Raw genomic sequence first — 13,504 nt, 5'->3', positions numbered from 1 at the left:
GGGTCAGCGCTTGGCGTGCCGGCCGCGCGAGGACGGCGGCGTGGTGTCGGGGCCCTCTCCGGCGGCGGCCGCCTTCTTGGCCTTGGAGCGGGCCCGCAGGAACTCGATCGCGATCGGGACGACCGAGATCAGGACGATCAGGATCAGGATCGCCTCGATGTTCTCGTGGACGAAGTCCACCTTGCCGAGGGCGGCGCCCAGCAGCGTGACACCGGCGCCCCACAGCACGCCGCCGATGACGTTGAAGGTGACGAAGGAGCGGTAGTTCATCCGGCTCACACCGGCGATGATCGGCGTGAACGTGCGCACGATGGGGACGAAGCGCGCCAGGACGAGGGACTTCGGGCCGTACTTCTCGAAGAACTCGTGGGCCTTCTCGACGTTCTCCTGCTTGAACAGCTTGGAGTCCGGACGCTTGAAGAGGGCGGGACCCACCTTGCGGCCGAAGAGATAGCCGACCTGGTCGCCGATGACGGCGGCCAGCACGATCAGCAGGCACACCAGCCAGAGCGGCATGTCGATCTTGCCCGTGGTCACCAGCAGACCGGTGGTGAACAGCAGCGAGTCACCGGGGAGGAAGAAGCCGATGAGCAGTCCGGATTCGGCGAAGACGATGACCAGGACGCCGATCAGCCCGAATGTGGTGATCAGATAGTCCGGGTCGAGCCAGCTCGGCCCGAGCGCAAGGGTGTTCACGAGGTCCGGACTCCTGTTGTGGTGTAGGTCGGTCGGCAATGGTCGGCCGCCCAAAGCTATCAACGCACAGGAAGGTGCCCGCGTTCCACCGGCGCTTCGCGGATGCGCCCGGGGCGAGGGGCCGGGAAGCTGGATCCATGGGTATCGAGGACTACGGCGGCGGACAGGGCCCGGGCAGCGACGTACTGGTCGTCACGACCAACGACGTGCCGGGTCACCGGGTGGAGCAGGTGGTCGGTGAGGTCTTCGGACTGACCGTCCGCTCACGGCATCTGGGCAGCCAGATCGGGGCGGGGCTCAAATCGATGATCGGCGGTGAGCTGAGGGGTCTGACCAAGACCCTGGTCGAGACCCGCAACCAGGCCATGGAGCGCCTGGTCGAGCAGGCACGGAGCCGGGGCGCCAACGCGGTGCTGGCGTTCCGCTTCGACGTCAGCGAGGCGGCGGACGTGGGCACCGAGGTGTGTGCCTACGGAACCGCGGTCGTGATCACGCGGGTGTGACGCGGCGGGGGCGGGACCGGGAGGGTGTCCCAGGCCCGGCCCCGGCCCCGGATCACGCGCCGCGCGCCACGACGGCGCCGGCCCGGCCCGGCCCGGTCCCTGCCGGCATCTCCCGTTGCGTGCGGTACGACCCCGTACGAGCCTGAGACGTATGGCACTGCACCAAGGCGCGGCGGACCCGGGCGAGGGCACACAGGAGCGGGACCGGCTCTCCCTCAACCCCTTCTTCGGCGAGGCCGACCCCGTCGCCGGGATGGCGTCGGCACCGCCCACGCACCGCCTCCCCGACGGACCGCTGGCGCCGGCCACCGCCTATCAGCTGGTCCACGACGAGCTGATGCTCGACGGGAACTCACGGCTGAACCTGGCGACCTTCGTGACCACCTGGATGGAACCCCAGGCGGACGTCCTGATGGGCGAGTGCCGCGACAAGAACATGATCGACAAGGACGAGTACCCGCGTACCGCCGAGCTGGAGCGCCGGTGCGTGTCGATGCTCGCCGATCTGTGGCACGCCCCGGACCCGTCCACGGCGGTGGGCTGCTCGACGACCGGGTCCAGCGAGGCGTGCATGCTCGCCGGGATGGCGCTGAAGCGGCGCTGGGCGCGGCGGAACGCGGACCGCTATCCCGGATCGGCCCGGCCCAACCTGGTGATGGGCGTCAACGTGCAGGTCTGCTGGGAGAAGTTCTGCACCTTCTGGGAGGTGGAGGCCCGGCTGGTGCCGATGGAGGGCGAGCGCTTCCATCTGGACCCGGGGGCCGCCGCCGCCCTCTGCGACGAGAACACCATCGGTGTCGTCGCCGTGCTCGGTTCGACCTTCGACGGGTCCTACGAACCGGTGGCCGAGGTGTGCGCGGCGCTCGACGCGCTCCGGGAGCGCACCGGGCTCGACGTCCCGGTCCATGTGGACGGCGCCTCCGGGGCGATGGTGGCCCCGTTCCTCGACGAGGACCTGGTGTGGGACTTCCGGCTGCCCCGGGTGTCCTCGATCAACACGTCCGGGCACAAGTACGGCCTGGTCTACCCGGGCGTCGGCTGGGCGCTGTGGCGCTCTCCCGCCGAGCTGCCCGAGGAGCTGGTGTTCCGGGTGAACTACCTGGGCGGCGACATGCCGACGTTCGCCCTCAACTTCTCCCGGCCGGGCGCTCAGGTGGTCGCCCAGTACTACACGTTCCTCAGGCTGGGGCGCGCGGGCTACCGGGCCGTGCAGCAGGCCGCCCGGGACATCGCGCGGGGGCTGGCCCGGCGGATCGGTGAGCTGGAGGACTTCCGGCTGCTCACGCACGGCGACGAGCTGCCGGTGTTCGCCTTCACGACGGCTGACGACGTCACCCGCTTCGACGTGTTCGACGTGTCGCGCAGGCTGCGCGAGCGGGGCTGGCTGGTGCCCGCGTACACCTTCCCGCCCCACCGGGAGGACCTCTCGGTGCTGCGGGTGGTGTGCCGCAACGGCTTCTCGGCCGATCTGGCGGAGCTGCTGATGGAGGACCTGCGGCAGCTGCTGCCGGAGCTGCGCGACCAGCCGCATCCGCTGAGCAGGGACGCGGCGGCGGCCACGGCCTTCCACCACTGAGCGGGCCCGCCCCGGACTCAGCCGTCGTCGCCGGCGTGGTACTCGCCCGTCGCGTACGGGTTGTCCTCGCCCTCGGCGAGGACGCCGACGAAGGGCTCGCCCTCGCCGGCGAAGGTGTACGCGCCCGCCTCGATGCGCGCGACGAGTCCGCGGGTCCATTCCGCGCCGAAGTCCGCGGACGCGACCCACAGCTGCATGATCTCTCCGATGTGGCCGAGGACCTCGGGGCCCTCCTCCGGCGTGTAGTAGCCGGTCACCGAGGCCCGCCACTCCTCGATGCCGCGCACGCGCTCGGTCAGCAGGGCGACGGCCTCGTCGCGCGGGAGGTCGACGATGAACCCGATCGCCGCCGACAGCACGTCCGTCCTCTGGTCGTGCGCGGTCAGGGACGCCCGCAGCAGGGCGAAGTACTCCTCGGTGCCCGCGTCGGTGATCTCGTACTCGGTGCGCGGCGGACCGCCCGCGGTGGAGGGCGCGGTCTCGTGGGCGTGCAGCAGTCCCTGCTTCGCCATCTGCTTGAGGGCGTGGTAGATCGAGCCCGGTTTGGCGTTCGACCACTCGTGGGCGCCCCAGAACTCCAGGTCGTTGCGGACCTGGTAGCCGTGGGCCCGGCCGTGCTGGCGCACGGCGCCGAGGACCAGAAGCCGGATCGCCGACATCGCGGTTCCCTTCTATTCAACTTTGACTAGGGTAGCGGTATGACCGAGAAGACCATCCCGCTCCTCCCCTGCCGGGCCATCCAGCCGGTCGTCGATTTCTACACCGCCCTGGGTTTCGAGACGACCTACCTCCAGAAGAGCCCCTACCCGTACGCGGCCGTCCGGCGCGGCTCCGTCGAACTCCAGTTCTTCGGCATGAAGGACTACGAGCCGGCCGGCTCCTACTCCGGCGTCTACATCGTCACGGACGACGTGGACGCCCTCTACGAGACGTTCCGCGGCGGCCTGAAGGAGGCGTACGGGCGGATCCCCCGGCGCGGCCTGCCGCGCATCGGCCCGCTGAAGGACATGTCCTACGGGATGCGCCAGTTCCTGATGTCCGACCCCGGCGGGAACTCCGTGCGGGTCGGACAGGAGATCGCCGAGGACAAGAGCCTCGCGCCCGTCCCCCGGGAGACCTTCGCGAAGGCGCTGCACATGGCCGACCTCTTCGCGGACTCCAAGGAGGATCTGCCGGGAGCCGCCAGGATCGTCGACCGGGCGCTCGCCCGCGACGACGCGCGGCCGACCCCCGAGCAGCTGCTGCGGCTGCTGGTGCTGCGGGGCGACATCGCCGGGCGGCTCGGCGACGACGCGCTGGCCGCCGCCACCCTGGACCGGGCCGCCGAGGTGGAGCTGAGCGGGCCGGAGCGGGAGGCGGCGGCGGACGCGCTGGCACGCCTGCGCGACCTGCGGGGCTGAACCGCGGGCGTGGGCCCGGCACACCGCCGGGCCCACGCCGTCGCCTCACCGGCCGGCGGCGCCCTCCATGGCGACCAGGTCGAACGCGCCCTTGCCGTCGAGCGATTCCCGGATGATGTCCGCGTGGCCCGCGTGCCGCCCGATCTCCTCGACCAGGTGCAGCATCAGCCAGCGCATCGACACCTCGCCGTCCTTCGGGAACCACGGCGCCTCGGGCAGCGGGAAGGTGTCGTCCAGGCTCGGCACCGAGCGGACGAACTCCTCGGTCTCCCGGGCGACGGATTCCCAGAACGCCAGCACGTCCGGGATCGACTCGCCGTCCACGAGACGGAAGCTGTCGCCCCAGGTCTCCTGGGTCCGCGCCCTCTCGTTCGGCTTCCGCTGCGCCATCCGCAGCCAGTTCAGCTCCGTCTCCGCGACGTGCTTGAGCAGACCGGAGAGGGAGAGCTCGCTGGCGCTCGGACGGCTCGCGGCCTGCTCCTCGGTCAGGCCGAGCACCGAACGCCGGAGGGCACCGCGCTGCGCCTCGACGAAGGAGATCAGCGCGCCGCGCTCGTCACCGTGCGCCTCCGAGGGAACGTGAGTGACCATGATGTCCGCCTTCCGGTCGGGGGAAGGGCCTCCCTTCCCACACCCCACACGCTACGGACCCTTGAGGACGACTTCTGTCCTCAAGGGTCCCTGGGCGCCCCACGTGTCGGCGAAGGGCCACGGCACGCGGCCCCGCGGACGGCCCGGCGGTCAGAACGGGAAGCGCGAGCGGCCGTGCTGGACCGAGATCCACTTCTGGGTGGTGAAGGCGTCCAGCATCGCGTCGCCGTTCAGGCGGCCCACACCGGACTGCTTCTCCCCGCCGAAGGGGACGATCGGCTCGTCGTGGACCGTGCCGTCGTTGATGTGGATCATGCCGGTGCGGACCCGCTTGGCGATCCGGACGCCGCGCTCGACGTCCGCCGTGTGCACGGCCCCGCTGAGGCCGTAGGGGGTGTCGTTGGCGATCCGCACGGCCTCGTCCTCGCCGTCGAACGGGATGACCAGCGCCACCGGGCCGAAGATCTCCTGGGTGAGCACGGGCGAGCCGGCCGGGATCCCGGTGAGCACCGAGGGAGCCACCAGGTTGCCCTCGGTCGTGCCGTGCACCAGGGCGGTCGCGCCCGCTTGGACCGTCTGCTCCACCAGCGAGGAGACCGCCTCGGCCTGGGAGGAGTTGATCAGCGGACCGATGTGGGTGGCCGGGTCCGAGGGGTCGCCGACCTTCAGCGTCCGCACCTTGGCGACGAACTTCTCGGTGAACTGCGCCTCCACCGAGCGGTCGACGAGGATGCGGTTGGCGGCCATGCAGACCTGCCCCTGGTGCACGAAGCGGCTGAAGACGGCCGCGTCGACGGCGTAGTCGACGTCGGCGTCGTCGAGCACGATCAGGGCGCTGTTGCCGCCGAGTTCGAGGATGGCGTGCTTGAAGTTGGCCGCGCAGACGGTCGCGACATGGCGGCCCACCTTGTCGGACCCGGTGAAGGAGATCGCCTTCGGGACCGGGTGCTCCAGGAGGGCGTCGCCTATCTCGGCGATGTCGGTGACGACCACGTTCAGCAGGCCGGGCGGGAGCCCCGCGTCCTCGAAGACCTTGGCGACGAGGGAGCCGCCGCAGACGGGCGTGTTCTGGTGCGGCTTCAGCACCACCGCGTTGCCGAGCGCGAGGGCCGGGGCGACGGACTTGATCGACAGCAGGAAGGGGAAGTTGAACGGGCTGATCACGCCCACCACGCCGACCGGGACCCGGTAGACCCGGTTCTCCTTGCCGTCGACGGGCGAGGGCAGGATGCGCCCCTCGGGCCGGAGCGCCAGCTGGATCGCCTCGCGCAGGAACTCCTTGGCCAGATGCAGCTCGAAGGCGGCCTTCAGATGCGTGCCGCCGAGCTCCGCGACGATCGCCCCGGCGATCTCCTGCTCGCGGTCCTCGATGATGCGCAGGGCTTTCTCGAACACCAGCCGGCGGGTGTACGGGTTGGTCTCGGCCCACGGCTCCTGGGCGCGCTCCGCGGCGCGGTACGCCTGGTCGACCTCGGCCGCGGTGGCGACGGTGATGGACGCGAGCTTCTCCCCGTCGTACGGGTTGAAGTCGATGATGTCCCAGGAGCCGCTGCCGGGCTTCCACTCGCCGTCTATGTACTGAAGTGCCAGTTCGGTGAAGAAGGACATGCGATCACTGCTCCATGGGCGAATGCGGCGGTGGCCGGCGCGGGCACAGCTGGCTGACGCGTATCTGATGTGGCGTCATCGTACTGACGTTTCAGCCGAGTTGGAGGTGTCAGATGAGCTGGAGGAGGCCGCGCAGCAGGTCCCTGGTCCCGGCCGGGTCGGGACTGTCCTCGCAGAGCCGCCCCATCACCCTCTCGTACAGGGCCACCTCCTCGCGCTTGTCGAGGTAGAGGGCGCTGGTGAGCTGCTCCAGGTAGACGATGTCCGAGAGGTCGGACTCGGGGAAGCGCAGCATCGTGAAGGCGCCGCTCTCGCCCGCGTGGCCGCCGAAGCTGAACGGCATCACCTGCAGGGTGATGTTCGGGTGCTCGGAGACCTCGATGAGGTGCCGGAGCTGGTCCTGCATCACGGACCGGTCGCCGTAGGGCCTGCGCAGCGCGGCCTCGTCGAGGACGACATGGAGCCGCGGCGCGTTCTCGGAGACGAGGGCCTTCTGGCGTTCGAGGCGCAGGGCGACCCGCTTGTCGATCTCGGCGGCCGGCGCGTCGGGCATGCCGCGGACGACGACGGCGTGGGCGTACGACTCGGTCTGGAGCAGCCCGTGCACGAACTGCACCTCGTAGATGCGGATCAGGGAGGCGGCGCCTTCGAGGCCGATGTACGTCTGGAACCAGCCGGGCAGCACATCGCCGAAGCTGTGCCACCACCCGGCGACGTTCGCCTCCTTGGCGAGACCGAGCAGCGAGCCGCGCTCGGCGTCGTCGGCCACTCCGTAGAGGGTGAGCAGATCCTCGACATCACGCGCCTTGAAGCTCACCCGGCCCAACTCCATACGGCTGATCTTGGATTCGGACGCGCGGATGGAGTACCCGGCCGCCTCGCGGGTGATGCCGCGGGACTCCCTCAGCCTTCTCAGCTGCGAGCCCAGCAGGATGCGCCGCACCACCGAGCCTCCGCCCGGACCGTCCGGGCGGGGGTACCCCCATGACCCGGCTGACTCAGCCGTCTCTCCTGCCGCCACGACCCGAACCCTCCCCATCTCTCTGCGCCATGCAGTCGTGCACCGATCGTCCCCGAGGTCCCCCCGAACCCCAAGAGCCGGATTCTGCCACCAAACGCTTCACCCCGTACTCATCCGATTACAGAAACGAGAGCTTCTTGGCCAGAAGTTGAACGCGGCACGAAAGAGAATCGCGGAAGAAATGAGCAAGAAACGGCACGGGCAGGGACAGGTCAGGCGCGTGCACGTGCATCTGCCCTTGCATCTGCCGTAGGCATTGGGAAGCATGGGCCCCGCGCACCTGCGTGCTCGTTCGTGTTGTAGCTTCACAGCCGCGATTCCCGGGAGTGCCTCGCATGGGGACGAATGGATCGACCATGCTCGAGCCGTTAAGGCAGGGCCTTCCGCCGATCGATCCCGCCGCCGTCTCCAGCTCCGCCTCCTGCGCCCTGCCCGCCCGCTTCGAAGCGGTGCGCGGGGCACGGCAGTTCACCCGGAGCACGCTCGGCCAGTGGGAACTCGGCCACCGCTTCGACGACGTCTCCCTCGTGGTCTCGGAGCTCGTCACCAACGCGCTGCGCCACGCGCTCCCCGACGAGACACCCGTCACCGCGCACCCGCCCGTCCACGAACCGCCGGTGCGGCTGCATCTGATGCGCTGGAAGAGCCGGCTGGTGTGCGCGGTCCGCGACCCCAGTCACGACGGACCCGCCGAGCGCGAGTCCGAGGAGGACTTCGCGGCCGAGTCGGGGCGCGGCCTCTTCCTCGTCGACTCCTTCAGCGACGGGTGGGGCTGGCACCCGCTCGCCGGGTCGCTGCGCGGCAAGGTGGTCTGGGCACTGTTCCGGCTGGGCTGAGACCCCCGGGCCCACGCTCCGGAAACACGTCACGGGACAGGCCGCGCCGGCCGGCGCGGCCTTCGGTGCGTCATGCCACCAGGTGGTCGAACTCCCCGTCCTTGACGCCGAGAAGCAACGCTTCTATCTCCGCGGGCGTGTACACCAGAGCGGGGCCTTCGGGATGCCGCGAGTTGCGCATCGCCACATCACCACCGGGCAGCTTGGCGAACTCCACGCAGGAGCCCTGGGAGTTGCTGTGCCGGCTCTTCTGCCAGACAACTCCCTGAAGCTCCGTGGCCGTCATGCCGTTGTACACGTGGTGCACAAGTCGCTCCCGGGGTGCAAGGTGCAGGTGTCAACTGGCTCGGATCATAGCTGTGTTCATATACCGATGCATGAGCGGATGCACCTGCAGATGCACGTGCACGGGCGGTGTCCCCACGATTACAGGCACGCGCCGCATGGTGTGCGCTCCTCGCAGGGTACGGGCTGCAACTGACCGTCTGTTCAGCGAACCGGGTACGGACCGGCACGGACGGCAGCAGCGGCGACCGGCGACAACCCCGGGGGCTCCGGCGGGAGTCGGGGGTGCGCACCCGGCGGCGGGTCCCCGACGGCTTCCGCCCCGGGCCGTCGCACGGCGCCCTGGTAGCTTGACGCCGTCGTGACACCGATCAGGGGGACAGAAACGTGCTCAAGCCCGTACGCACCTCGGCCGTGACCGCCGGACTCGTCGCCGTGCTCGCGCTGACCGGATGCGCCGGCGGCGACGACGGAGGCGACAAGGGCAAAGCGTCGGCGAGCCCCACCGCCTCCGGCGACGGAACGGGCGGCGAGACGCAGAAGCCCCTCGACGTCGAAGGCACCTGGGCCGGGCTCACCGACGCCAAGCCGGTCGTGCTGTCCGTGAAGGACGGCAAGGCGGCGCTGCTGGCCGACGGCCATGCCTGCACCGGCGAGGTCGAGGACCACGGCAGCCCGATGCTGGCCCTGAAGTGCGCGGACGGGAACACCGACCGCACCATGGGCGCGATCGAGTCCAACGACGGCACGACCCTGGTCATCTCCTGGGACGCCGGAAAGAAGGACACCCTGAAGAAGAACGACGGCGCGAGCCTGCCGGAGGGCCTGCCCACGGCCCTGCCGACCTCCTGACGCCGGACGCGTACGACGGGTGGCGGCAGCCCCGGCCGAAGGGCCGGCGGCGCGCGCCCGCACCGGGACACCCGGCGCCGCACCGCCCGCACCGGGACACCCACGATGCAGGGCCGCCGACTCCTCGGAGACCGCGGTCCTGCGCCGTTCCGTCTGCGGTCGGACCATTAGGGGTGTGTGACATAGTTCTGCCCGTTCCGGGCACACCTCCGGGCGCCGCCCACCGACCGAGCCGGGAGTTACGGATGGCCGCCGAATGGCACCCCGTGCGGCAGCCCCGCACGCACGAACTGGTCCTGGAGAGCATCGAGGAGCGGGTGCTCTCCGGTGAGCTCAAGGCCGGCGACCGCCTCCCCCCGGAGCGGGAGCTGGCCCCCGTCCTCGGCGTCAGCCGCTCCGCGCTGCGCGAGGCCCTGCGGGTGCTGGAGACCATCGGCGTGCTGTCGGCGCAGGCGGGCCGCGGGCCCGACTCCGGGGCCCGGATGGTCCGCAACCCGGACGACGCCCTCGGCAGGCTGCTGCGTCTGCACTTCGCGCTCGGCAGCTACACGCTCCAGGACATGCTGGAGGCCCGCGTCGTCCTGGAGCGCTCCAGCTTCGAGGCGGCCGCGGGCAACGCCTCCGAGGAGCAGTGGGAGGAGCTCGGGGCCCTGGTGACGGCCATGGAGCGCCCGGGGATCGACGTCGAGCAGTTCAACGACCTGGACACCCGCTTCCATGTGCTGGTCGCCCGTGCCTCCGGCAACCAGCTCACCTCCACGCTCACGTCAGCGGTGCGGGAGTCCGTGCGGCCGCTGATCCTGCGCGCCCTGGAGGCGGCGGAGGACTGGCCCGCCGCCGCGTCGGCGCTCGCCGCCGAGCACGCGGAGCTGCTGCGCCTGGTGCGCGCCGGCGAGGGCGCCGGGGCCGCGGCCCTCGCGGAACGCCACATCCGCGGCTTCCACGGCGGGCTGGTGGCGGACCCGCCGGCCGCGGACTGACCCCGCCCGGACCCTCGGCGTCCCCGGCCCCCTCTTCGGGGGCCGGAACAGCACCCCACGGCAGTGAAAGGTCCGACCACAAAGCGGAATGTCCTTGCGATTCACTGGCCCGTCACTAGTATGGTCGGACCATACTTTCTCGTGGAGACCCGCCATGCGTATCGGACTCTTCGCCACCTGCCTCGGGGACACCCTCTTCCCCGACGCGGTGCGGGCGACCGCTCTCCTCCTGGCCCGGCTCGGCCACGAGGTGGTGTTCCCGCCGGAGCAGACCTGCTGCGGCCAGATGCACGTCAACACCGGCTACCAGCGCGAACCGGTCCCCCTGGTGCGCAACTTCGCCGACACGTTCGGCGACGGCTCGCTCGACGCGGTCGTCATGCCCTCGGGCTCCTGCGCCGGGTCCGTGCGCCACCAGCACGAGATCGTCGCCGAACGCTACGGCGACCCGGCGCTGCGCAGCGCGGTCGCCGGGGTCAAGGCCAAGACGTACGAGCTCTCCGAGCTGCTCGTGGACGTCCTCGGCGTGACGGACGTCGGCGCGTACTTCCCGCACCGGGTCACCTACCACCCCACCTGCCACTCCCTGCGGATGCTGCGGGTCGGCGACAAGCCGCTGCGGCTGCTGCGGGCCGTGGAGGGGATCGACCTGGTCGAGCTGGGACAGGCCGACTCCTGCTGCGGCTTCGGCGGGACGTTCGCGCTCAAGAACGCCGGCACCTCGGCCGCGATGCTGCGGGACAAGATGCGCCACGTGACCGCCACCGGCGCCGATGTCTGCACCGCGGGCGACTCCTCCTGCCTGATGCACATCGGCGGCGGCCTGTCCCGCATCAAGGCCGGCACCCGCACGCTCCACCTCGCCCAGATCCTCGCCGCCACCCGCACCGCGCCGTACGCCCCGACGGAGGCCGTCCGATGAGCCGCCCGAAGCCCCGGCAGCCCGGGAGCACCTTCCTCGGCATGCCCGCCCGCCCGCCGCGCGTCCCGTACGGCGACGGCAACCTCCGCGGCGAGGAGGCGTTCCCCCGCGCCGCCGCGGGCGAGCTGCGCAACGAGCAACTGCGCCGCAACCTCGGACGCGCCACCCACACGATCCGCGGCAAGCGGCTCGCCGTGACCGGTGAACTGCCGGACTGGGAGGAGCTGCGCGACGCGGGCGCCGCGATCAAGACCGACGCCCTGAACCGGCTGCCCGGGCTCCTGGAGGAACTGGAGCGCAAGGTCACCGAACGCGGCGGCACCGTGCACTGGGCCCGTGACGGCGCGGAGGCCAACGAGATCGTCACCCGCCTGGTCAGAGCGACCGGCAGCGACGAGGTCATCAAGGTCAAGTCGATGGCCACCCAGGAGATCGGGCTCAACGAGCACCTGGAGGAAGCAGGGATCACCCCCTGGGAGACGGACCTCGCCGAACTGATCGTGCAGCTCGGCCACGACCGGCCGTCGCACATCCTGGTGCCCGCGATCCACCGCAACCGCGACGAGATCCGCGAGATCTTCCTGAAGGAGATCCCGGGCGTCGACCCGGAGCTCGACTCGGTCCCGGAGCACCTGGCGGCCGCCGCCCGCGCCTATCTGCGCGAGAAGTTCATGAGCACCCGGGTCGCCGTCTCGGGGGCGAACTTCGGCATCGCCGAGACCGGCACGCTGGGCGTGGTCGAGTCCGAGGGCAACGGCCGGATGTGCCTGACCCTGCCCGAGACGCTCATCACGGTGATGGGCATCGAGAAGGTCCTGCCGCTCCACCAGGACCTGGAGGTCTTCCTCCAGTTGCTGCCCCGCTCCTCCACCGGCGAGCGGATGAACCCGTACACCTCCCTGTGGACGGGCGTCACCGAGGGGGACGGCCCCCAGGACTTCCATCTGGTCCTCCTCGACAACGGGCGGACCGCCGCGCTCGCCGACGCGGTGGGGCGCCAGGCGCTCAACTGCATCCGCTGCTCGGCCTGCCTCAACGTCTGCCCCGTGTACGAGAGGGTCGGCGGCCACGCCTACGGCTCCACCTACCCGGGCCCCATCGGCGCGGTGCTCACGCCCCAGCTCGCCGGGATGCACGCCGCCGACGACGACCCCAACAGCTCGCTGCCGTACGCCTCGACACTGTGCGGCGCCTGCTACGACGCCTGCCCGGTGAAGATCGACATCCCCGCGCTGCTGGTCGAACTGCGGCACCAGAAGACCGAGGAGTCCGGCCGCTCGGCGGAGCGGCTCGCCATGCGGGCGGCCGCCGCCGTCATGGGACGCCCCCGGCTGTGGACGGCCGCGCAGCGCACCGCGCGGCTGGGCCGCGCGGTCGCGGGACGGGACGGCACCATCGGCCGGCTGCCGCCTCCCTTCTCCGGCTGGAGCGACACCAGGGACACCCCCGCGCCCCCGAAGCAGACCTTCCGCGCCTGGTTCGCCTCCGACGAGGGCGCGGCGGCGCTGCGCGAGGCGGCCCGCGAGGGCGACCGGCGGCGCGCCGACGGGCAGACGCACGGCGACGACCAGGAGGACCAGTGACCACCGGCACCAGCGCGCGGGACACCGTGCTCGGCCGCGTCCGCGACGCGCTCGCCCTCGCACCGCCCCGGGAGACCGCGGTCCCCCGGGCGTACCGCACCGGGCGCAGCCTGCCCGACGACGAGCGTCTCGCCCTCTTCACGGACCGGCTCACCGACTACCGGGCCACGGTCCTCACCTGCACGGCCGACGGCACGGCGGCGGCCGTCGCCCGGGCACTCGCCGACCGCGGCGCCCGCCGGGTCGGTGTGCCGGCCGGGCTCGACCGGGGCTGGCTCGCCGACTGGGACGGGGAGGTGCACGAGGACTCCGCCGGGGTGCCCCCGCGGGACCTCGAAGCGCTCGACGGAGTGGTCACCGCGTCGGCCGCGGGCTGCGCCGAGACCGGGACGGTGTTCCTGGACGCCTCGCCGGACCAGGGGCGGCGGGCCCTGTCGCTCGTGCCGGACCTCCACGTGTGCGTGGTGGACCTCTCCACGGTGGAGGCCGGGGTGCCGGAGGCTCTCGCCCGTCTCGTCCCCGGGCGGCCCACGACGCTGATCAGCGGCCCCTCCGCGACCTCCGACATCGAGCTGGAACGGGTGGAGGGCGTCCACGGCCCCCGCACGCTGGTCGTCGTCGTCCGCACCGACGTGTGACGACGCGCCGCGC

At 71.3% G+C, this 13,504-nt stretch carries 15 protein-coding genes; 9 read left to right on the top strand and 6 right to left on the bottom strand.

Annotation, left to right across the window (positions count from 1 at the left end):
* Positions 1 to 3: 3 nt before the first annotated feature.
* Entirely contained in the window at positions 4 to 696 is a 693-nt protein-coding gene (locus EAO77_RS08900; RefSeq protein ID WP_147987489.1) for a DedA family protein, read from the bottom strand.
* Between the two features lie 137 nt (positions 697 to 833).
* On the opposite strand from EAO77_RS08900, the gene EAO77_RS08895 reads away from it, so the two are divergent.
* Together EAO77_RS08895 and EAO77_RS08890 are read left to right on the top strand one after the other, a co-directional pair.
* On the top strand, positions 834 to 1,199 hold the full coding sequence (locus EAO77_RS08895) for a YbjQ family protein (protein WP_147987488.1): 366 nt from the start codon (positions 834 to 836) through the stop codon (positions 1,197 to 1,199).
* 151 nt (positions 1,200 to 1,350) lie between these two features.
* The gene (locus tag EAO77_RS08890) at positions 1,351 to 2,775 is read left to right on the top strand and encodes a glutamate decarboxylase (RefSeq protein WP_147987487.1); all 1,425 of its coding nucleotides are present in this window, start codon (positions 1,351 to 1,353) and stop codon (positions 2,773 to 2,775) included.
* Between the two features lie 17 nt (positions 2,776 to 2,792).
* Here the strand turns inward: EAO77_RS08890 and EAO77_RS08885 are convergent, their stop codons facing one another.
* On the bottom strand, positions 2,793 to 3,434 hold the full coding sequence (locus EAO77_RS08885; RefSeq protein WP_147987486.1) for a PadR family transcriptional regulator: 642 nt from the start codon (positions 3,432 to 3,434) through the stop codon (positions 2,793 to 2,795).
* Between the two features lie 39 nt (positions 3,435 to 3,473).
* Here EAO77_RS08885 and EAO77_RS08880 point away from each other — a divergent pair, with 39 nt between their 5' ends.
* A complete protein-coding gene (locus tag EAO77_RS08880; protein WP_147987485.1) occupies positions 3,474 to 4,175 on the top strand; it encodes a bleomycin resistance protein in 702 nt (233 codons plus the stop codon).
* 45 nt (positions 4,176 to 4,220) lie between these two features.
* On the opposite strand, the gene EAO77_RS08875 is transcribed toward EAO77_RS08880, so the two are convergent.
* From EAO77_RS08875 to EAO77_RS08865, 3 genes are all read right to left on the bottom strand, one after another.
* Positions 4,221 to 4,766, bottom strand: a complete 546-nt coding sequence (locus EAO77_RS08875; RefSeq protein ID WP_147987484.1) for a DinB family protein — start codon at positions 4,764 to 4,766, stop codon at positions 4,221 to 4,223.
* Positions 4,767 to 4,916: 150 nt separating this feature from the next.
* Positions 4,917 to 6,374: an aldehyde dehydrogenase family protein gene (locus tag EAO77_RS08870; RefSeq protein WP_147987483.1), complete on the bottom strand. Its 1,458-nt coding sequence runs from the start codon at positions 6,372 to 6,374 to the stop codon at positions 4,917 to 4,919.
* A 109-nt stretch (positions 6,375 to 6,483) separates the two neighbouring features.
* Positions 6,484 to 7,413, bottom strand: coding sequence for a helix-turn-helix domain-containing protein (locus EAO77_RS08865; protein ID WP_147987482.1), 930 nt, complete (start codon positions 7,411 to 7,413; stop codon positions 6,484 to 6,486).
* A 317-nt stretch (positions 7,414 to 7,730) separates the two neighbouring features.
* Here EAO77_RS08865 and EAO77_RS08860 point away from each other — a divergent pair, with 317 nt between their 5' ends.
* Positions 7,731 to 8,231 carry an ATP-binding protein gene (locus EAO77_RS08860; protein ID WP_147987481.1) on the top strand — a complete coding sequence of 167 codons (501 nt, stop codon included), beginning with the start codon at positions 7,731 to 7,733 and terminating at the stop codon, positions 8,229 to 8,231.
* Positions 8,232 to 8,301: 70 nt separating this feature from the next.
* On the opposite strand, the gene EAO77_RS08855 is transcribed toward EAO77_RS08860, so the two are convergent.
* On the bottom strand, positions 8,302 to 8,538 hold the full coding sequence (locus tag EAO77_RS08855; protein WP_018850445.1) for a DUF397 domain-containing protein: 237 nt from the start codon (positions 8,536 to 8,538) through the stop codon (positions 8,302 to 8,304).
* Positions 8,539 to 8,903: 365 nt separating this feature from the next.
* Between EAO77_RS08855 and EAO77_RS08845 the strand changes: the two genes are divergently transcribed.
* The 5 genes from EAO77_RS08845 to EAO77_RS08825 all read left to right on the top strand — a co-directional run bounded on the left by EAO77_RS08845 (position 8,904) and on the right by EAO77_RS08825 (position 13,491).
* The gene (locus EAO77_RS08845) at positions 8,904 to 9,368 is read left to right on the top strand and encodes a hypothetical protein (RefSeq protein ID WP_147987479.1); all 465 of its coding nucleotides are present in this window, start codon (positions 8,904 to 8,906) and stop codon (positions 9,366 to 9,368) included.
* A 245-nt stretch (positions 9,369 to 9,613) separates the two neighbouring features.
* Positions 9,614 to 10,348 carry a FadR/GntR family transcriptional regulator gene (locus EAO77_RS08840; protein ID WP_147987478.1) on the top strand — a complete coding sequence of 245 codons (735 nt, stop codon included), beginning with the start codon at positions 9,614 to 9,616 and terminating at the stop codon, positions 10,346 to 10,348.
* A 154-nt stretch (positions 10,349 to 10,502) separates the two neighbouring features.
* Positions 10,503 to 11,270, top strand: coding sequence for a (Fe-S)-binding protein (locus tag EAO77_RS08835; RefSeq protein WP_147987477.1), 768 nt, complete (start codon positions 10,503 to 10,505; stop codon positions 11,268 to 11,270).
* Positions 11,267 to 12,853 carry a lactate utilization protein B gene (locus EAO77_RS08830; protein WP_147987476.1) on the top strand — a complete coding sequence of 529 codons (1,587 nt, stop codon included), beginning with the start codon at positions 11,267 to 11,269 and terminating at the stop codon, positions 12,851 to 12,853. The genes EAO77_RS08835 and EAO77_RS08830 overlap by 4 nt, the downstream gene beginning before the upstream one ends.
* Positions 12,850 to 13,491, top strand: a complete 642-nt coding sequence (locus tag EAO77_RS08825; RefSeq protein ID WP_147987475.1) for a lactate utilization protein C — start codon at positions 12,850 to 12,852, stop codon at positions 13,489 to 13,491. The genes EAO77_RS08830 and EAO77_RS08825 overlap by 4 nt, the downstream gene beginning before the upstream one ends.
* Positions 13,492 to 13,504 lie beyond the last annotated feature (13 nt).

This window comes from Streptomyces sp. T39 (assembly GCF_008042045.1).
Lineage (GTDB): Bacteria > Actinomycetota > Actinomycetes > Streptomycetales > Streptomycetaceae > Streptomyces.
Note: the sequence above shows the minus strand (reverse complement) of the source record. Positions and strands in the feature narration are given on the sequence as shown.